Source organism: Streptomyces sp. R41, from assembly GCF_041053055.1.
Lineage (GTDB): Bacteria > Actinomycetota > Actinomycetes > Streptomycetales > Streptomycetaceae > Streptomyces.
The window spans coordinates 4,027,038-4,045,334 of record NZ_CP163443.1 but is presented as its reverse complement, the minus strand read 5'-3'; the positions used below and the strand labels follow the sequence as shown (position 1 = coordinate 4,045,334).

At 69.1% G+C, this 18,297-nt stretch carries 14 protein-coding genes; 2 read left to right on the top strand and 12 right to left on the bottom strand.

The features are described from left to right. Positions 1–176: 176 nt before the first annotated feature. Both glmS and AB5J53_RS18585 read right to left on the bottom strand, forming a co-directional pair. Positions 177–1,994 (bottom strand): glutamine--fructose-6-phosphate transaminase (isomerizing), encoded by a 1,818-nt coding sequence (gene glmS / locus AB5J53_RS18590; RefSeq protein WP_369246784.1) that lies wholly within the window; start codon positions 1,992–1,994, stop codon positions 177–179. Between the two features lie 63 nt (positions 1,995–2,057). After that, positions 2,058–2,315, bottom strand: coding sequence for a hypothetical protein (locus AB5J53_RS18585; protein WP_369246783.1), 258 nt, complete (start codon positions 2,313–2,315; stop codon positions 2,058–2,060). 164 nt (positions 2,316–2,479) lie between these two features. On the opposite strand from AB5J53_RS18585, the gene AB5J53_RS18580 reads away from it, so the two are divergent. Further along, positions 2,480–4,051 carry a purple acid phosphatase family protein gene (locus AB5J53_RS18580; RefSeq protein WP_369252310.1) on the top strand — a complete coding sequence of 524 codons (1,572 nt, stop codon included), beginning with the start codon at positions 2,480–2,482 and terminating at the stop codon, positions 4,049–4,051. Positions 4,052–4,113: 62 nt separating this feature from the next. Here the strand turns inward: AB5J53_RS18580 and AB5J53_RS18575 are convergent, their stop codons facing one another. Further along, positions 4,114–4,989 carry a DUF4429 domain-containing protein gene (locus AB5J53_RS18575; protein WP_369246782.1) on the bottom strand — a complete coding sequence of 292 codons (876 nt, stop codon included), beginning with the start codon at positions 4,987–4,989 and terminating at the stop codon, positions 4,114–4,116. Positions 4,990–5,100: 111 nt separating this feature from the next. Between AB5J53_RS18575 and AB5J53_RS18570 the strand changes: the two genes are divergently transcribed. Next, complete coding sequence (locus tag AB5J53_RS18570) at positions 5,101–6,696, top strand: beta-N-acetylhexosaminidase (RefSeq protein WP_369246781.1); 1,596 nt, start codon at positions 5,101–5,103, stop codon at positions 6,694–6,696. A 67-nt stretch (positions 6,697–6,763) separates the two neighbouring features. Here the strand turns inward: AB5J53_RS18570 and AB5J53_RS18565 are convergent, their stop codons facing one another. The 9 genes from AB5J53_RS18565 to AB5J53_RS18525 form a co-directional block, all read right to left on the bottom strand. After that, positions 6,764–8,536, bottom strand: coding sequence for an IucA/IucC family siderophore biosynthesis protein (locus AB5J53_RS18565; protein ID WP_369246780.1), 1,773 nt, complete (start codon positions 8,534–8,536; stop codon positions 6,764–6,766). Next, the gene (locus AB5J53_RS18560) at positions 8,533–9,093 is read right to left on the bottom strand and encodes a GNAT family N-acetyltransferase (protein WP_369246779.1); all 561 of its coding nucleotides are present in this window, start codon (positions 9,091–9,093) and stop codon (positions 8,533–8,535) included. Before AB5J53_RS18560 ends, AB5J53_RS18565 begins: the two co-directional genes overlap by 4 nt. Further along, complete coding sequence (locus AB5J53_RS18555; RefSeq protein ID WP_369246778.1) at positions 9,090–10,373, bottom strand: lysine N(6)-hydroxylase/L-ornithine N(5)-oxygenase family protein; 1,284 nt, start codon at positions 10,371–10,373, stop codon at positions 9,090–9,092. The genes AB5J53_RS18560 and AB5J53_RS18555 overlap by 4 nt, the downstream gene beginning before the upstream one ends. Beyond that, entirely contained in the window at positions 10,357–11,799 is a 1,443-nt protein-coding gene (desA, locus tag AB5J53_RS18550) for a lysine decarboxylase DesA (RefSeq protein ID WP_369246777.1), read from the bottom strand. The genes AB5J53_RS18555 and desA overlap by 17 nt, the downstream gene beginning before the upstream one ends. A gap of 278 nt (positions 11,800–12,077) precedes the next feature. Beyond that, positions 12,078–12,920 (bottom strand): siderophore-interacting protein, encoded by an 843-nt coding sequence (locus AB5J53_RS18545; protein ID WP_369246776.1) that lies wholly within the window; start codon positions 12,918–12,920, stop codon positions 12,078–12,080. Between the two features lie 42 nt (positions 12,921–12,962). After that, the gene (locus AB5J53_RS18540; RefSeq protein ID WP_369246775.1) at positions 12,963–14,012 is read right to left on the bottom strand and encodes an ABC transporter substrate-binding protein; all 1,050 of its coding nucleotides are present in this window, start codon (positions 14,010–14,012) and stop codon (positions 12,963–12,965) included. A 102-nt stretch (positions 14,013–14,114) separates the two neighbouring features. After that, positions 14,115–15,281 carry an acyl-CoA dehydrogenase family protein gene (locus AB5J53_RS18535; protein WP_369246774.1) on the bottom strand — a complete coding sequence of 389 codons (1,167 nt, stop codon included), beginning with the start codon at positions 15,279–15,281 and terminating at the stop codon, positions 14,115–14,117. A 5-nt stretch (positions 15,282–15,286) separates the two neighbouring features. Then, entirely contained in the window at positions 15,287–16,228 is a 942-nt protein-coding gene (locus tag AB5J53_RS18530; RefSeq protein ID WP_369246773.1) for a hydroxymethylglutaryl-CoA lyase, read from the bottom strand. Beyond that, on the bottom strand, positions 16,225–18,285 hold the full coding sequence (locus AB5J53_RS18525; protein WP_369246772.1) for an acetyl-CoA carboxylase biotin carboxylase subunit: 2,061 nt from the start codon (positions 18,283–18,285) through the stop codon (positions 16,225–16,227). Before AB5J53_RS18525 ends, AB5J53_RS18530 begins: the two co-directional genes overlap by 4 nt. Positions 18,286–18,297: the final 12 nt, after the last annotated feature.

Below are 18,297 nucleotides of genomic sequence, written 5' to 3'. Positions count from 1 at the left end.
GCAGGCGCGGGCCGGGGTATTGGGCGGCCCTGGCCCTTGAAAGAACGATCCCCTGTGTGAAGGTGGCACACACAGGGGATCGTTCAGCTTTGGCGCCTGAACCGGCGCCGCTCCCGCGGACTTGATTGCTCGCCGCGGGGGTTCCTCAAATGTCGCTTCTGTGATCTTGTGGATCTTTACTCCACCGTGACCGACTTGGCGAGGTTCCTGGGCTTGTCGATGTCGCGGCCCAGTGCCAACGCCGTGTGGTAGGCGAGGAGTTGCAGCGGGATGCCCATGAGGATCGGGTCCAGTTCGTCCTCGTTCTTCGGGACGACGATCGTCTGGTCGGCCTTCTCCTGCTCCTGGTGGGCGACCGCGAGGATCTTGCCGCTGCGGGCCTTGATCTCCTCCAGGGCGGCGCGGTTCTTCTCCAGGAGGTCGTCGTCGGGGACGATCGCGACCGTGGGGAGCGCGGGCTCGATGAGCGCCAGCGGGCCGTGCTTGAGCTCGGAGGCGGGGTAGGCCTCGGCGTGGATGTACGAGACCTCCTTGAGCTTCAGGGAGGCCTCACGGGCCACCGGGTAGCCCCGTACGCGGCCGATGAAGAGCATCGAGCGGGCCTCGGCGTACTGCTCGGCCAGCTTCTTGATCTCGTCCTCCTGCTCCAGGATCTCGGAGATCTGGCCGGGCAGCTTGCGCAGGCCCTCGATGATCCGCTTGCCGTCGCGGACCGACAGGTCACGGGTACGGCCGAGGTGCAGGGCGAGCAGCGCGAAGGCGACGGTCGTGTTCGTGAAGCACTTGGTGGAGACGACGCAGACCTCGGGGCCCGCGTGGACGTACATGCCGCCGTCGGCCTCGCGCGCGATGGCGCTGCCCACCACGTTCACCACGCCCAGCACCCGCGCGCCCTTGCGCTTGAGCTCCTGGACGGCCGCCAGGACGTCGTACGTCTCACCGGACTGGGAGACGGCGACGTACAGCGTGTCGGGGTCGACCACGGCGTTGCGGTAGCGGAACTCGGAGGCCGGCTCGGCGTCCGCGGGGATGCGGGCCAGCTCCTCGATCATCTGGGCGCCGATCATGCCCGCGTGGTACGAGGTGCCGCAGCCGAGGATCTTCACGCGGCGGATCTGGCGCGCCTCACGGGCGTCCAGGTTCAGGCCGCCGAGGTGCACGGTCGAGAACCGGTCGTCGATGCGGCCGCGCAGCACGCGGTCCACGGCGTCGGCCTGCTCGTGGATCTCCTTGTGCATGTACGTGTCGTGGCCGCCCATGTCGTACGACGCCGCCTCCCACTCCACGGTGGTCGGCTCGGCCGTCGTACGGGTGCCCTCGGTGGTGTACGTACGGAAGTCGTCGGCCTTGAGGGTGGCCATCTCGCCGTCGTCGAGGGTCACTATCTGCCGGGTGTGGGTGACCAGGGCGGCGATGTCGGAGGCGACGAACATCTCCTTCTCGCCGATGCCGAGGACGACCGGGGAGCCGTTGCGGGCCACCACGATGCGGTCGGGGAAGTCGGCGTGCAGGACCGCGATGCCGTACGTGCCCTCGATCACACGCAGGGCGTCGCGGACCTTGTCCTCGAGCTTCTCCTGCTGCGAGCGGGCGATGAGGTGGGTGAGGACCTCGGTGTCGGTCTCGGAGAGGAACTCGATGCCGTCGGCCTCGAGCTTCTTCCGCAGGTCGGAGGCGTTGTCGATGATGCCGTTGTGGACGACCGCGACCTTGCTGTCGGCCGACATGTGCGGGTGGGCGTTCACGTCGGAGGGGGCGCCGTGGGTGGCCCAGCGGGTGTGGGCGATGCCGGTGGTGCCCTTGAAGCGCGCGGGGACCTTGGCCTCCAGGTCGCGGACCCGGCCCTTGGCCTTGACCATCTTCAGGCCGGCCGACTTGGGCGTCGTGACGACGATGCCCGCCGAGTCGTAGCCGCGGTACTCCAGGCGCTGCAGGCCCTCCAGCAGGAGCGGCGCCACATCACGCTTTCCGATATATCCCACGATTCCGCACATATACGGTCCTTCTGTCCCCTCTATTGATGAGTGCTCGCCCGGCGTCGGTCGTAGCCGGGGCGGTCAGCCGTAGACAATGCGCCGCAGCTGCCTGAGCGTGAGCTCGGGCGGTGCGACCGCCCGGTACTTCAGGTCCGCCTCGATCCGTTCGAAGATCGCCGCGTTCACCAGGCCCTGGCCCTGGAGCTCGCGATGGCGGCGGCGGACGTAGTCCTCGGTCGACTCGTCGAAATAGGCGAGCACGTCCTGGATCACCCGCAGCGCCTCGCCCCGGTTCAGGGGCGAGGACCGCGTCAGATGATCAACAAGTTCGTCGTGCACCCGTTGATCCTGAGGTAAGCGGAGCCGATTCGCAAGAATCGTGCCCGATATCGGGCAGATGGCTGTTGAAACTCTTATGGGGGGCTGTTTGGAAGCTGTCCATCCTGTGTCTTGCGCCGCGTCGATTGCCGGGAGCAACTTCTGTGGCCATGGACACTCCACGCATGGGCGTACCGGAGAAGCTCGCCGAGCGAATGAGCATGGCCGAGCAGCACGAGTATCTTCGCGCCAAGTTCTCGCGGCGCAACATGATCAGAGGCGGCGCCGTGACCCTGGGCGCCGTCGCGGGCGGCGCCTTCGTACCGGGCGCCGTCGCGCAGGCCGCGGTGCCGTCGCAGCGGACGGCGGCTTCGACGTCGACGGAGAAGGTCGACGGCGCGCTCGTCGCCCCCTTCGGCCGCCACCTCGCCTACGGCGCCGACCCGCGCACCGAGATGACCGTCTCCTGGCAGGTCCCGACGGCGGTCGACAAGCCGTTCATACGCATCGGCGCCCACCCCTGGGACCTCTCCCGCAAGATCGAGGCCGAGGTCCGCACCCTCTACACCCCGGCCGGCGTCGGCGCGAGCGGCGACCACACGCAGTACTACGTGCACGCCAAGCTCACCCACCTGCGCCCCGGCAAGACCTACTACTACGGCGTCGGCCACGCGGGCTTCGACCCGGCCGAGCCCCACCTGCTGGGCACCCTCGGCACCTTCACCACCGCTCCCTCGCACGCCGAGCCGTTCACCTTCACGGCCTTCGGCGACGAGGGCGTCGGCTACCACGGCCTCGCCAACGACGCCCTGCTGCTCGGCCAGAACCCGGCCTTCCACCTGCACGCCGGCGACATCGCGTACGCCGACCCGGCCGGCGCGGGCAAGAAGGAGGACACCGGCTTCGACTCGCGCATCTGGGACCAGTTCCTCGCCCAGACCGAGACGGTCGCCAAGCAGGTCCCGTGGATGCCGGCGTACGGCAACCACGACATGGAGGCCTGGTACTCGCCCAACGGCTACGGCGGCGAAGAGGCCCGCTGGAGCCTGCCGGACAACGGCCCCGACAAGGCCAATCTGCCCGGCGTCTACTCCTTCGTCTACGGCAACACGGCGATCATCTCGCTGGACGCCAACGACGTGTCCTTCGAGATCCCGGCCAACCTCGGCATCTCCGGCGGCACCCAGACGAAGTGGCTGGAGGCGCAGCTCAAGAAGTTCCGCGCGTCCAAGGACGTCGACTTCGTCGTGATCTTCTTCCACCACTGCGCCTACTGCACCTCCACGGCGCACGCCTCGGAGGGGGGCGTGCGACAGGAGTGGGTGCCGCTGTTCGAGAAGTACACCGTCGACCTGGTGATCAACGGCCACAACCACCAGTACGAGCGCACGGACGTCATCAAGGGCAACGCGGTCACCAAGAAGCTGCCGATCGGCGGCACGGCGTACCCCGAGACCGACGGCGTCGTCTATGTGACGGCGGGCGCGGCAGGGCGCAGCCTGTACGCGTTCTCCGCCCCGCAGTCGTACGAGGGCCACGAGAACGAGGTCGAGTCCGTGGCCTCCTTCATCAACCAGAAGGACGGCAAGCAGAACGAGACGGTCGCCTGGTCGCGGGTGCGCTACCTCAACTACTCGTTCCTGCGCGTGGATGTCACCCCGGCGTCGAAGGGGCACCTGGCCACCCTGAAGGTGCGCGGCATCGCCGAGACCGGTGAAGAGGTCGACCACTTCACGGTGGCGCGCCGGGCCAAGTAGGGCCACGCGTACGCCCGGAAGGCGGGGCGTACGGCCCGACCGGCAGGCGGTTCTCACCCGCGCTACATGCGCCTGAGGACCGCCTGCTTGGCCAGCGCGAACTCCTCGTCCGTCAGGACGCCCTCCTTGTGCAGGTCGCCGAGCTCGCGCAGGCGGCGCAGGAGGGCGTCGTGGTCGGCCTCGGTGGGGGGCTCAGGCGCCCGCGGCAGTTCCTTCACCGGCTCCCGGTCGGTCGGCGCCGTCGGATGCGGCAGCCGCGCCTGCACGGCCGCCGCGACCAGGGCCATCAGCGGGTCCTTCTTGAAGCCCCACAGTTCCACGGAGTTGGGGTCGTACTTCGGCGGGGCCTTGGTCTCCGCGCCGCGCACGACGAACCGCAGGCAGCCGTTCTCCAGGCCGACCGCGGGGTGCCACTCGACTGCCGTGATGTCGCTCAGAGCGAGCGCGCGGGCGCCCGCCGCGGCTTTCGCGTCCTCCGTCTTCCAGTTCCACTCCAGGCGTACGTGCTCGCCGTCGAAGCTCGCGGTGCCGTCACCCGCGGAGGCGGACAGCGGCACGGAGGGGCCGGGCAGCAGGTAGCCGTCGACGGGGTCGGACGGCACCTGGTCGAGGAGCAGTGCGTTGCGCACCTCGTCCACGAAGTACTCCGCGACGCCGTAGCGGTCGGACTCGACAGTGAGCTGGTACGGGTCGTTCGGCTCGGCGAGCTTGCCGCCCGTCGCCTGGAGCAGCGGGTCGGCGCCGTCGCGCAGCCTGAGCCTCAGCCGCCCGGTCTTCTTGCCCTGCTCGAAGGAGACGCTCGCCAACGCGCCGAGCGGGACGGTCAGTTCACCCAGGGTCTTGCGGAGCAGACTGACGTTCTTGTCGCGCCCCGGTGTCAGCCGCAGTGCGTCGCCGTCGAAGGTCCACGTGCCGTCCCTCTGGATGATTTCCGCCATGAGGGGGATTGTTTCACCGGGTCTGCGGGAGAGTGGTCTTTACCAATTTGCAGGGCCGTGCGCAGGATCATCCGCAGGGCCCGTGCGAAGGGCCATTCGAAGGGAGCGCATGTGAGACAGCACCACAGAACGCCCCGCCTTCTTGTTACGCTGCTGCTCGTGGCGGCCGCCGGTATCTCTGCCGTCGGCGCGGCACCCCCCGCGGCCGACCGGACCGCGACCCCTCTGGGGCAGGTGGTCCCGGCCCCCGCCTCGGTCCACGCGAGCGGACCCGCGTACCGCATCACCAGTGACACCCGTATCCGTATCGACGACGACTCGCGGGAGGCCCGCCGGGTCGGCGAGTACCTCGCGGACATCCTGCGTCCCTCCACCGGCTACCGGCTGCCGGTCACCTCGCACGACGGGGGATCCATTCGGCTCCGGCTCGGCGGCACGGGACTGGGCGACGAGGGGTATCGCCTGGACAGTGGCCGGGACGGTGTCACCATCACGGCCGGCAAGCCCGCCGGGCTCTTCCACGGCGTCCAGACCCTGCGCCAGCTCCTCCCGGCCTCCGTCGAGAAGAACTCCCCGCAGCCCGGACCCTGGCTGGTCGCGGGCGGCACCATCAAGGACACCCCGCGCTACGGCTACCGAGGCGCGATGCTCGACGTCTCCCGGCACTTCTTCACCGTCTCCCAAGTCAAGCGCTACATCGACGAGTTGGCCCTCTACAAGGTCAACAAGCTGCATCTGCACCTGAGCGACGACCAGGGCTGGCGCATCGCGATCGACTCGTGGCCGCGCCTCGCCACGTACGGCGGCTCCACGCAGGTCGGCGGCGGACAGGGCGGCTACTACACCAAGGCCCAGTACAAGGAGATCGTCCAGTACGCCGCCTCGCGCTATCTGGAGGTCGTCCCGGAGATCGACATGCCGGGGCACACCAACGCCGCGCTCGCCTCGTACGCCCAGCTGAACTGCGACGGGGTCGCGCCGTCCCTCTACACCGGCACGGACGTCGGCTTCAGCTCGCTGTGCGTGGCGAAGCCGGTGACGTACGACTTCGTGGACGACGTGATCCGGGAGCTGGCCGCGATCACGCCGGGCACATACATCCACGTGGGAGGGGATGAGGCCCACTCCACCAGTCACGCCGACTACGTGGCCTTCATGGACAAGGTGCAGCCCATCGTCGCCAAGTACGGCAAGACGGTGATCGGCTGGCACCAGCTGACCGGGGCCACCCCGGCGAAGGGCGCCATCGCGCAGTACTGGGGGCTCGACGACACCAGCGCCGAGGAGAAGGCGCAGGTCGCGAAGGCCGCGCAGAACGGGACGGGGCTCGTCCTGTCGCCCGCAGACCGGCTCTACCTCGACATGAAGTACACCGCCGACACCCCGCTGGGGCAGGACTGGGCAGGCCTGGTCGAGGTGAAGCGGTCCTACGACTGGGACCCGGGCAACTACCTGCCGGGAGCCCCGAGTTCGGCGATCCGGGGAGTGGAGGCGCCGTTGTGGACGGAGACGATTCTGAACTCCGCCCACATCGACTACATGACGTTCCCGCGGCTGCCCGGCGCCGCCGAGCTCGGCTGGTCGCCCGCGTCGACGCACGACTGGGACACGTACAAGGTGCGGCTCGCGGCGCAGGGGCCGCGGTGGGAGGCGCTGGGGATCGGGTACTACCGGTCGCCCCAGGTGCCCTGGCCCGCGTCCCGGTGACGTAGGTGGGGCCCAGGAGGACCGTCTCCTGAGCCCCACCCGGCTTCGGACCCCCGAAGGGATTGCTTCACAGACCCGCGATCGGGTTCTTCAGGTTGCCGACCAGCTGCAACGCGCCCGACGGATCGGCCAGGTCCACCATCTGCTTGTTGTCGCGCAGCTGGAGGCGGTTGAGGCAGGACAGCGCGAACTCGGGTGCGAACATGTCGTACTGCCGGAATTTGTCGGCGAGTTCGGGCGTCGCGTCCTGGTACTCGCGTATGGACTCGGCGACCGTCCGCCAGAAGTCGTCCTCGTCGAGGATCCCCTCGTCGGCGAGGTTCGCGGCGAGGAAGCGGAAGAAGCAGTCGAAGACGTCCGTGAAGATCGACAGGAGTTTCTTGTCCTCGGGGACCTCGACGCGGATCCGCTCGACCGCGGGCGGCAGCACCGCGTCCGGGTCCATGACCGCGATCTCCTCGGCGATGTCCTTGTAGATCGCGCGCTGTACGGCGCCGTCCTTGAGGACCAGGATGACGTTCTCGCCGTGCGGCATGTAGACGAGGTCGTACGCGTAGAAGCTGTGCAGCAGCGGTGTGAGGTAGGCGCGCAGATAACGGCGCAGCCACTCCACCGGCGTCAGCCCCGACCGCTCGATCAGCGCGCCCGCGAAGGACGCGCCCTCGTGGTCGACGTGCGCGAGGGACGCCATGGTCGCCAGGGTCTCGCCCTCCTGGAGCGAGGGCACCGGACTCTCGCGCCACAGGGCGGCGAGCATTTTGCGGTACGGGGAGTAGCGGTCCGTGGCGGCCTCGAACTCCAGGTGGCGGTAGCCGACCGCGGCGCGCTCGCGGATGAGCGACAGGCCGGTCGACTTCAACACAGGGTCGTTCTCCACGAGTTGGGCCAGCCAGTCGTTGATCGCCGGGGTCGCCTCCATGTAGGCGGCGGAAAGCCCGCGCATGAAGCCCATGTTGAGGACCGAGAGCGCCGTTTTGACGTAGTGCTTCTCGGGGTTGGAGTGGTTGAAGAAGGTCCGGATCGACTGCTGGGCCAGGTACTCGTCGTCGCCCTCGCCGAGGCAGACGAGGTGCCGCTGGGCGACCTCGGCCGCGAAGGTCACCGAGAGTTTGTTCCACCACTGCCAGGGGTGGACGGGGATGAGGAGGTAGTCGTCGGGGTCGAGGCCCTGGCTCTTCAGTGTCTCCGCGAACCGCTGAACCGTTTCGGTACCCAACTCCTCGCGCACGAAGGACTCGTAGTCGATGCCGACTCCCGCCGTGAAGGCGGCTCGCGAGCGGTGCGCGGCCAGCCACACCAGGCGGACCGGGCTCGCGGTCTCGGGAGCGTACGAGAGGTACTCGTGCACCCCGAAGCCGAGCCGCCCGTTGTTGGCGACGAAGCAGGGGTGGCCCTCGGTCATACCGGTCTCGATGGCCTGGAAGCCGCTTTTGGCGAGTTCCGCGGCCGGGATCTGCGGCTTGGTGAGCTTGAAGCAGGTGCCCGAGAGCGTGGAGGAGATCTCCTCCAGGTAGACCGGCAGGACCTCGTCGCTCAGGCCGAGGGACTTCTTCAGCTCGATGAAGAAGTCGAGGGCGGCGAGGGGGAGTTCGCCGCCGTCGCGGTGCCGGGTGATCGACTCGGCGTCGACCTGCCAGTGGTCGAGGGAGCGGAGGCGGGCGGTGAATCGGTAGCGGGTGAGACCGTCGTCGCTGCGGACCTCGTAGCGGCCGTCCGGGAGGCTCTCCGGCGTGATCAGCCGCTCGTGGGCGAACTCCGCGAGCGCCTTGCGGACGAGGAGACGGTTGGCGCGGGCCCAGCGCTCGGGGGAGAGGTGGGCGACGGCGTCGGCGAGGCTCATGCGGCCGCCGCCTTCCGGAACTGCTCCCGGGTGCAGAAGCTCAGCAACGCCTTCTTCTCCGGCTTCTGGATCTCGCGCTCGGGTATGAAGCCGACGGCTTCGTTGAGGGCGTGCACGGCCTTGTTGCGTACGTCGGGTTCGACGACGACGCGCGCGGTCGCCGGGTCGGCGAACAGGTGCTCCATCACGGCGGTGATCACGGCCCGGGTGAAGCCGTGCACGGGTGTGTCGCTCGGCGCGACGAGGAAGTGCATGCCGACGTCGCCGGGCTCCGGCTCGTACAGGCCGACGAGCTCGACGTGCGCCGGGTTGTAGCGCTCCATGAGGAAGACGGGCTCGCCGTCCAGCAGCCCGAGGAACGCGTCGTGGTACTCGCTGGCCGCGATGGCCATGTACTCACGCTCCACGTCGGGCAGTTTCGCCTCCTGCATCATCCAGAAGGCGGCCTTGGGATGGGTGACCCAGCCGTGCAGCAGCTCGGCGTCCTCGGTGGGGTCGAGGGGGCGGATGGTGAACGTGCCGATGTCGGTGGTGGTCATACGGCTCGTGGTGCTCATACGGCAAACTCCTGGAACGCGATCGTCTTCTCGACGGGGTAGTACTCGGTGCCGAGCAGCTCTCGGATGATGTACGAGTTGCGGTACGCGCCCATGCCCAGGTCCGGGGAGGTGATGCTGTGGGTGTGGACGCCGGCGTTCTGGAGGAAGACGCCCCGGCCCGTGGTGTCGATCGAGTAGTTGCGGGCGATGTCGAAGTTGCCCTGTGCGTCGTGGCGCAGCCGGTCGTGGACGGGCTTGAGGAACTCCGGCTCGGCGTATTTGTAGCCGGTGGCGAGGATCAGGCCCTCGGAGCGCAGCTCGTAGTCCTTCTCCTGCTCCTCCTGGCGCAGCCCCAGCTCGTAGCCGCCGTCCCGGTAAGTGACCGTGTTCAGCGAGGAGTTGGTGAGCAGACGGGTGGGGACCGGGCCGCCGAGGTTCTTCTGGTAGAGCAGGTCGAAGATCTCGTTGATCAGATCGCCGTCGATGCCCTTGAACAGGCCTTTCTGCTGGGCCGTGAGGCGGTAGCGGGTCTGCTCCGGCAGCGCGTGGTAGTAGTCGATGTACTCCGGGGAGGTCATCTCCAGCGTGAGCTTGGTGTACTCCAGCGGGAAGAAGCGCGGGGAGCGGGTGACCCAGTTCAGCCGGTAGCCGTGGACGTCGATCTCGCTGAGCAGGTCGTAGTAGATCTCGGCGGCGGACTGACCGCTGCCGACCAGTGTGATCGACTCCTTGCGCTGCAACTCCGCTTTGTGCTGCATGTAGCGGGAGTTGTGGATGAAGTCGCCGCCCAGGCCCGCACAGGCGTCGGGGATGTACGGCGGGGTGCCGGTGCCGAGGACCAGATGGCGGGCGCGGAACGTTTCGCCGGCCTCGGTCCGTACGAGGTAGAGACCGGCCCCTTCGTCGTACATCACTTCGGTCACTGTCGTGCTGAAGCGGACGTTGGTGAGTTTGTCGGCGGCCCAGCGGCAGTAGTCGTCGTACTCGACCCGCAACGGGTAGAAGTTCTCGCGGATGTAGAACGAGTACAGCCGGCCCTTCTCCTTCAGGTAGTTGAGGAAGGAGTACGGCGATGTCGGGTCGGCCAGGGTGACCAGGTCCGACATGAACGGGGTCTGGAGGTGGGCGCCGTCGAGGAACATGCCCGCGTGCCACTCGAAGCCCGGCTTCGAGTCCAGGAAGACGCCGTCGAGTTCGGCGATGGGCTCGGTGAGACAGGCGAGGCCGAGGTTGAAGGGGCCGAGACCGATCCCTACGAAGTCGTAGGTCGTGTTCGTTGCTTCAGGATGCGCGGTCAAGGGACTCTCCCAGGTACTGCTCGGCATGGCCGGCGATCAGATCGAGCACGGCGGCGATGTCGTCCGTCGTGGTCTCGGGGTTGAGCAGGGTGAACTTCAGGTAGTGGCGGCCGCCGACCTTGGTGCCCGCGACGACGGCGTCACCGGTCGCGAACAGGGCCTTGCGGGCGTACAGGTTGGCGCGGTCGATCTCGGCCGGGTCGGTGACGGCGGCCGGGATGTAGCGGAAGACCAGGGTGGAGAGGGACGGCTCGACCACGACGTCGTAGCGCGGGTCGGCGGCGAGCAGTTTCCAGCCCTCCTCCGCCAGGGCGCAGACCTCGTCGAAGAGTTCGCCGATGCCGTCGGCGCCCATCACGCGCAGCGTCATCCACAGCTTGAGCGCGTCGAAGCGTCGGGTGGTCTGCAGGGACTTGTCGACCTGGTTGGGGATGCGCTCCTGGACCATGCGGCGGGGGTTCAAGTACTCCGCGTGGTAGGTCGCGTGGCGCAGGGTGGAGGCGTCCCGGACGAGCACGGCGGACGAACTCACCGGCTGGAAGAAGGACTTGTGGTAGTCGACGGTGACGGAGTCGGCGCGCTCGATGCCGACGAGGCGGTCCCGGTTCTTCAGGGAGGTGAGCAGTCCGCAGCCGTAGGCGGCGTCGACGTGCATCCAGGAGCCGAACTGGGCGCAGAGCTCGGCGATTTCAGGAAGCGGGTCGATGGAGCCGAAGTCGGTGGTGCCCGCGGTGGCGACGACGGCCATGGGGACCAGGCCGTCGCGCTTGCAGCGCTCCAGTTCGTGGGCGAGGGCGACCGTCTGCAGGCGCTTGTCGTGGTCGACGGGGATCGAGACGACGGAGTCCTGGCTCAGGCCGAGCAGTTTCGCCGACTTCTTGACGCTGAAGTGGCTGACCTCGGAGGCGAAGATCCGCAGTTTGGCGACGCCGTCGGACTTGGCCTCCTCACGGGCCAGCAGCAGAGCCTGGAGGTTGGACTGGCTGCCGCCGCTGGTGAACACCCCGTCGGCGGCCGGGCCGAGGCCGATGCGCTCGTTGGTCCAGTCGATGAGCTTGCGCTCGATGAGGGTGCCGCCGGCCGACTGGTCCCAGGTGTCCAGCGAGGAGTTGACGGCGGAGAGGACGGCTTCGCCGAGCACGGCCGGGATGACGACCGGGCAGTTGAGGTGCGCGAGGTAGCGCGGGTGATGGAAGTAGACCGCGTCCCGGAGGTAGACCTCCTCCAGCTCGTCGAGGACCGCCGTGGTGTCGTGCAGCGGGCGGTTCAGGTCGATCTGCTCGATGCGGGGAGCGAGGGCGTCGACCGTGATGCCGGTGAACGGCCGTTCGGTGGTGGCGAGTTTGGCCGCCACCCGCTCTACGCCTTCCGTCACGGAGCGGCGGTAGTGCTCCGCAGTCGTGTCATTGAGCAGGTGCGAGCGCATGTGGGGGTCCTCCGGTGGGGACAGTCCGTGCGGGACAGGAGAGGGGGCGGAAGTCGAGGACTTCAACTTAGGTTAGCCTAACCTAAGTTAATATCCGCGAAACCCGCCCCTCCCGTGACCGGCGTCACTCCCCCCTTTTGGTCGTTCGCCTCCGGGGCGCACCGGTGCCGAGAGCGCGACCGTGCTCACCCCTTCGGGCGTCCGCGCTCCCCCACTCTCGGCTTCGCTCGAGCGGGAGGGACCCCCATGCGCTCTCGACAACGGCGCGCCCCTACGGCTCACTCTGTTTCGCGCAGTTGCTCCTCGCTCAGCCCGCGCCGCCAGTAGCCCACGAAGGTGACCCGCCTGCGGTCGATCCCGCGCTCGCGCACGAGATGGCGGCGCAACTCCTTCACCTGACCGGACTCGCCCGCGATCCAGGCGTACGGCGCCTCGGCGGGCGGAAGTTGGGCGGCTCGCACGGTGTCGACGGCCATGGGGGACCCGTCGGCGCGCACGAGCCAGGTGATCTCGGCGTCGGCCGAGGTCACCAAGTCCTGGATGTCGCCTGCGTGATGGACCTCCAGCCAGGCGCGGACGCGGGTGCCCTCCGGCAGCGATTCGAGGATGGCCGAGGCGGCGGGTGCGGCGGTCTCGTCGCCCCAGATGACGACCAGGTCGGTGTCCTCGGGTGGGCGGAAGCGGATCGCCCGGTTGTCCTCGATCGCCGGGCCGAGCAGGACGACGCGGTCGCCGACGGCCGCTCGGGATGCCCAGAGCGACGCGGGCCCGGCGGGCGTCGCCGCCCCCGGTTCCACGCCGTGCAGCGCGAAGTCGATGTCGATCTCGTCGGGGTTCCGCCGCAGGGCGCGCAGGGTGTACGAGCGCATCACCGCCCGTACGTCGTCCGGGAGTTCGCGCCAGCCCTGCCACCAGCCGTCGCCCAGCTCGATGGGGATGACGGGCTCGGGCTGGCCCGGGTGCGGCAGGAAGAGCGAGAGGCTCTGGTCGCGTCCGTCGGAGTGGAACGCGTGCAGATCGGGGCCCGCGAAGGTCACCCGGAGCAGAGACGGGCCGAGCCGCCTCGTCCGTACGACCTGGAGGGAGAAGAAACGGAACGGGGCGGCTACGGCCGTCGTCATAAGTGCTCCTGAGTCATCGTCAGGGGATCACGGCAGGGAGTGTCAGGCGACCTTCTTGGCCTTCTCGATGGCCTCGGCGAGGTTGTCGAGGATCGGGGTGCACTTGTCGTAGGACAGGATCGGCTCGGGCGTGCGCGCGACGACCTGGCCGGCCTTGACGGCGGGCAGCTTCTTCCAGGTGGCCTCGGTGATGTCGGCCGGCTGGATGGTCGAGGTGCGGTCGTCCATGATGATGATGTCGGCCGGGTACTTGTCGACGTTCTCCCAGCTCAGGTTCTCGAACCAGCCGCCGCTGGCCTTCAGGGCCTTGGCCGACGGCTCGACGAGGTTCACGCCGAGGGCCTTGAAGTACTCCAGGTCGATGGAGAGGTTGGAGCCGGAGACGTAGAAGATGTCCTGGCTCGCGGAGCCGGCGAGGACCTTGATCTCCGGGCGGGACTTGGCGGCCTTGCGCAGGCGCTCGGCGGCCGTCTCGAACTTCTTCTTCGCCTCGGTGATCTTCGTGGACTTCACATCGGCGCCGAGCGACTCGGCGAGCGCCAGCATGCGCTCAAGCGGCTTGGGCATCTGCACGTCGTAGACGGAGATGCCGACGCTCGGGGCCAGCTTGAGGATCTTGGCCTTGGACTCCTCGGGGACGTACCAGAGGGTGCCCGCGTCGTCGAACATCGTCGAGATCAGGACGTCGGGGGCGAGGCCCGCGTACTTCTCGATGTTGAACTGACCCCATTCGTTGCCGAGGACCGTCACCTTGCTGATGTCCATGTCGCCGGCCTGGACATCGGCCTTGCCGTCCTTGGTCTTTGTCGGGCCGAAGACGCCCTTGACCTCGATGCCGTAGTCGTACAGCGCGGCGGCGACACCGGTGAAGGCGACGATGTTCGCCGGGATCTTGTCCAGCTTCACCGTCGTGCCGCGGTCGTCCTTGAAGGTCCAGGGACCGGACTTCTCGGCGGCCTTGGTCGAGTCCGAGCCACCGCTTTTCGAGTCGTTGTCGTCGCCGCAGGCGGCGAGGACGGCACCGAGGCCGAGGGCGCCGCCCGCGGCGAGGATGCCGCGACGGGTGAGGTGGGTGGCACGGGCGTTGGACATGAGTGTGACTGCTTTCGGCACGGGGCGGAGCGCCCGCCGGACAAGTTCGAAGGTAGGTTAGCCTAACCTCACTACTTGTCCAGAGGGCGGGGCGCCCCGCGGTCAGCCCACCAGCCCCAACTCCCGTGCGATCAGCATCCGCTGCACCTCGCTCGTGCCCTCACCGATCTCCAGGATCTTGGAGTCGCGCCACATGCGGGCGACCGGGTACTCGTTCATGAAGCCGTAGCCGCCGTGGACCTGGGTGGCGTCGCGGGCGTTGTCGACGGCGATCGTGGACGAGTACAGCTTGGCGAGGGCGGCCTCCTTCTTGAAAGGCTCCCCGCTCACCAGGCGGGACGCGGCGTCTCGCCACGCCAGGCGGGCCGTGTAGGCCTTCATCTCCATGTCGGCGATCTTGAACTGGATCGCCTGGTTCGCGCCGATCGGCCGGCCGAACGCGTGCCGCTCCTTGGCATACTTCACCGACTCGTCGACACAGCCCTGGGCCAGACCCGTCGCCAGCGCCGCGATGGCGATCCGGCCCTCGTCGAGAATCCGCAGGAACTGCGCGTACCCGCGGCCCTCCTCGCCGAGCAGGTTCGCGGCCGGTACGCGCACGTCGGAGAAGGACAGCTCACGGGTGTCCGAGGCGTTCCAGCCCACCTTCGAGTACGGGGCGGCCACGGTGAAGCCCGGGGTGCCGGACGGCACGATGATCGCGGAGATCAGCGGCTTGCCGTCGGGCTTGCGGCCGGTGACCGCAGTGACCGTCACCAAACCCGTGATGTCCGTACCGGAGTTGGTGATGAAGCACTTCGTGCCGTTGATCACCCACTCGTTCGTCTCGGGGTCGATCCGCGCCGTCGTACGCGTCGCGCCCGCGTCCGAGCCGCCGTCCGGCTCGGTCAGCCCGAAGGCGCCGAGGATCTCGCCGGAGCAGAGCCGGGGGAGCCACTCGCGCTTCTGCTCCTCGGTGCCGAAGAGGTGGATCGGCATGGCGCCGAGCGAGACGCCCGCCTCCAGGGTGATGGCCACGGAGGAGTCCACCCGGGCGAGCTCCTCCAGGGCGATGCCGAGGGCGAGATAGTCGCCGCCCATGCCGCCGTACTCCTCCGGGAACGGCAGCCCGAACAGGCCCATGCGGCCCATCTCCCGCACGATCTCGTACGGGAACTCGTGCCGTTCGTAGAAGTCGCCGATCTTCGGTGCCACGACGTCGTGCGCGAACTCCTCGACCGTACGGCGGAGTTCTTCGAGTTCTGGGGAGAGGCGGTGGTCGAGGGACATGGGGATCACTCCTGGTGGGAGAGGGCTTTGACGGTGCGGGACGGGCTGGGTCGGCCCAGTTGTCCGGCCATCCACGCGCTTGTGGCGGTGAGGCGGCCGAGGTCGACCCCGGTGTCGATACCGAGGCCCTGGAGCATCCATACGAGGTCTTCGGTGGCGAGGTTGCCGGTCGCGGACTTCGCGTACGGGCAGCCGCCGAGGCCGCCCGCGGAGGCGTCGACGGTCGTGACGCCGTGCTGCAGCGCGGCCAGGGTGTTGGCGAGCGCCTGGCCGTATGTGTCGTGGAAGTGCACGCCGAGCGCGCTGGTCGGCACGCCCTCCTCGTTGAGCTCGGCGAGCAGGCTCTGGACGTGGCCCGGCGTCGCCACGCCGATCGTGTCGCCGAGGCTCAGCTCGTCGCAGCCCATGTCGAGGAGTGCCTTGCAGACCCGCACGACTTGATGGATGGGGACGGCACCCTCCCAGGGGTCGCCGAAGCACATGGAGAGGTAGCCGCGGACGTGCACCTTCTCCGCCTTGGCCCGGGCCACCACCGGCTCGAACATGGCCAGGGCCTCGTCGACGGTCCGGTTGAGGTTGGCCTTGGCGAAGGACTCCGTCGCGCTGGCGAAGACGGCGACACGGCGGGCGCCGAGGGCGAGGGCGCGGTCGAGGCCTCGCTCGTTCGGCACGAGGACGGGCAGACGCACCCCTGGCAGGTCGCTGATCAATGGGAACAGCTGCTCCGCGTCCGCCAGTTGGGGCACCCACTTGGGGTGCACGAAACTGGTGGCCTCGATCGTGGTCAGGCCCGCGTCGGCGAGGCGCCGGACGAACTCCGCCTTGACCTCGGTCGGCACGGTCGCCTTCTCGTTCTGCAGCCCGTCGCGCGCGCCGACCTCGTGGATCCGCACCTGGGCGGGCAGGTCCTGGGCCGGTACGACCATGGGCAGTCCCTGAACGGTCATTCCGCCTCCTCATGGGGTGCGATCACGGCCAGCACCTGGTCCATGGCGACCGTCGTGCCCGGTGTGACGTCCAGCTCGCTGACGGTCCCGGCGTGCGGCGCGGAGATGACGTGCTCCATCTTCATCGCCTCGACAACCAACAGGCTCTGCCCGGCGGTCACTTCATCGCCGACCGCGACCTTCACGACGGTCACCGTGCCGGGCATGGGAGCGGTGAGCGAGTCGGCTCCGGCGTGGGCGGCGCCGGTGAGGGAGGCGGCCACGGGGTCGTGGTCGCGCACGTGCCACGCGTCGCCGTCGCGGCCGAGCCAGGTGCCTGCCGGCAGGGCGGCGAAGGTGTGCGTGACGCCGTCGAACCGGAAGGTGAACCGGGGTGCGGTCTGCTCTCCCGGGGCCGGGGCGAGAGCCCCGGCCCCCGGGAGGGGCGGCTTCTCGTCGTCGAGCAGCAGCTCGACGCCTCCGTCCGCCGTGCCGCGCACGCGGACGGTCACGGGATCGTGGCCCGGCACCTGCAAGTGGTGTGCCGTCCAGGCGGGTTGACCGCCCAGGCGCCAGCCGCTCGGCACGGAAAAGGGATCCACCCACTCGGGGGTCAGGGGACGGGGCTGCCGGCTTCGGGAAGGGGCGGGAGCGGGGTCGGGGGAGAGGGCCGCCTGGCGCAGCAACGCGGCTGCCGCGTACACCTCCTCGGGCACATCGCCCGGGACCAGCCCCTCGACCTCCCGCTCGACCAGCCCCGTGTCCAACTCGCCCGCCACCACCGCCGGATGGGCCAGCAGTCGCCGCAGGAACCCCGCGTTCGTCTGCACCCCCAGCGTGACCGTGTCCGCGAGGGCCGCCCGGAGCTTGCGCAGCGCGGTCGCGCGATCGGGGCCGTACGCGATGACCTTGGACAGCATCGGGTCGTAGAGCGAACCGACCTCCGTGCCCTCGCTCAGCCCCGAGTCGGTGCGTACGCCGTCGCCCTGCGGCTCGTGCAGCGCGAGCACCGTGCCGCCGGACGGCAGGAACCCGCGCGCGGGGTCCTCGGCGCAGACGCGCGCCTCGATGGCGTGCCCTGTGAGCTTGATGTCCTGCTGCTCGTACGGCAGTTGCTCGCCCGCCGCCACCCGGAGCTGCCACTCCACCAGGTCGATCCCCGTGATCAGTTCGGTGACCGGGTGCTCCACCTGGAGGCGGGTGTTCATCTCCATGAAGTAGTACGACGACGGGTCGCCGCCCGGCACGATGAACTCCACCGTGCCCGCGCCCCGGTAACCGCAGGAGCGGGCCGCCTGGACCGCCGCCTCGCCCATCGCGGCGCGCGTGCCGGCGTCGAGGAGCACGCTCGGCGCCTCCTCGATGATCTTCTGGTGGCGGCGCTGGAGGGAGCACTCGCGCTCACCCAGGTGCACGACATGGCCGTGGCCGTCCGCCAGGACCTGGATCTCGATGTGCCGGGGACGGTCGATCCAGCGCTCGACGAGGAGGGTGTCGTCGCCGAAGGATGCACGGGCCTCGCGTCGGGCGGCGGCGATCTCGTCGGCGAGCAGCGCCGCGTCCCGCACGAGTCGCATGCCCTTGCCGCCGCCGCCCGCCGAGGGCTTCAGGAGCACCGGCATGCCGATCTCGCGGGCCGCGTCGGCCAACTCCGCGTCCGTGAGCCCGCTGCCCGAGGAGCCGGGAACGACCGGCACCCCGGCCGCTTTCACCGTCTCCTTGGCGCGGATCTTGTCGCCCATCAGGGAGATCGCTTCGGCGGGAGGCCCGATGAAGACGAGCCCCGCGTCGGCGCACGCGCGCGCGAAGGACGCGTTCTCCGCGAGGAAGCCGTAGCCGGGGTGCACGGCCTGCGCTCCCGTCCGCGCCGCCGCTTCCAGGAGCCGCTGCGCGGACAGATAGCTCTCGGCCGCCGGCGCCGGGCCGAGCCGGACCGCCGTGTCCGCCTCGCGCACATGCCGGGCGTCCGCGTCGGCGTCGGAGAAGACGGCCACGGAGCGCACGCCCAGCGACCGCAGCGTACGGATCACCCGGACCGCGATCTCGCCCCGGTTGGCCACAAGAACGGTGTCGAACATGGTCAGAGGTCC

What these genes read in the sequence shown, in the direction of transcription:
- AB5J53_RS18545 (WP_369246776.1), bottom strand. Translation starts at nt 12,920, where the DNA reads ATGACGACGGCCGTAGCCGCCCCGTTCCGTTTCTTCTCCCTCCAGGTC.
- AB5J53_RS18575 (WP_369246782.1), bottom strand. Translation starts at nt 4,989, where the DNA reads ATGGCGGAAATCATCCAGAGGGACGGCACGTGGACCTTCGACGGCGAC.
- AB5J53_RS18565 (WP_369246780.1), bottom strand. Translation starts at nt 8,536, where the DNA reads ATGAGCCTCGCCGACGCCGTCGCCCACCTCTCCCCCGAGCGCTGGGCC.
- AB5J53_RS18530 (WP_369246773.1), bottom strand. Translation starts at nt 16,228, where the DNA reads ATGACCGTTCAGGGACTGCCCATGGTCGTACCGGCCCAGGACCTGCCC.
- AB5J53_RS18535 (WP_369246774.1), bottom strand. Translation starts at nt 15,281, where the DNA reads ATGTCCCTCGACCACCGCCTCTCCCCAGAACTCGAAGAACTCCGCCGT.
- glmS (WP_369246784.1), bottom strand. Translation starts at nt 1,994, where the DNA reads ATGTGCGGAATCGTGGGATATATCGGAAAGCGTGATGTGGCGCCGCTC.
- AB5J53_RS18540 (WP_369246775.1), bottom strand. Translation starts at nt 14,012, where the DNA reads ATGTCCAACGCCCGTGCCACCCACCTCACCCGTCGCGGCATCCTCGCC.
- AB5J53_RS18525 (WP_369246772.1), bottom strand. Translation starts at nt 18,285, where the DNA reads ATGTTCGACACCGTTCTTGTGGCCAACCGGGGCGAGATCGCGGTCCGG.
- AB5J53_RS18560 (WP_369246779.1), bottom strand. Translation starts at nt 9,093, where the DNA reads ATGAGCACCACGAGCCGTATGACCACCACCGACATCGGCACGTTCACC.
- desA (WP_369246777.1), bottom strand. Translation starts at nt 11,799, where the DNA reads ATGCGCTCGCACCTGCTCAATGACACGACTGCGGAGCACTACCGCCGC.
- AB5J53_RS18580 (WP_369252310.1), top strand. Translation starts at nt 2,480, where the DNA reads ATGGGCGTACCGGAGAAGCTCGCCGAGCGAATGAGCATGGCCGAGCAG.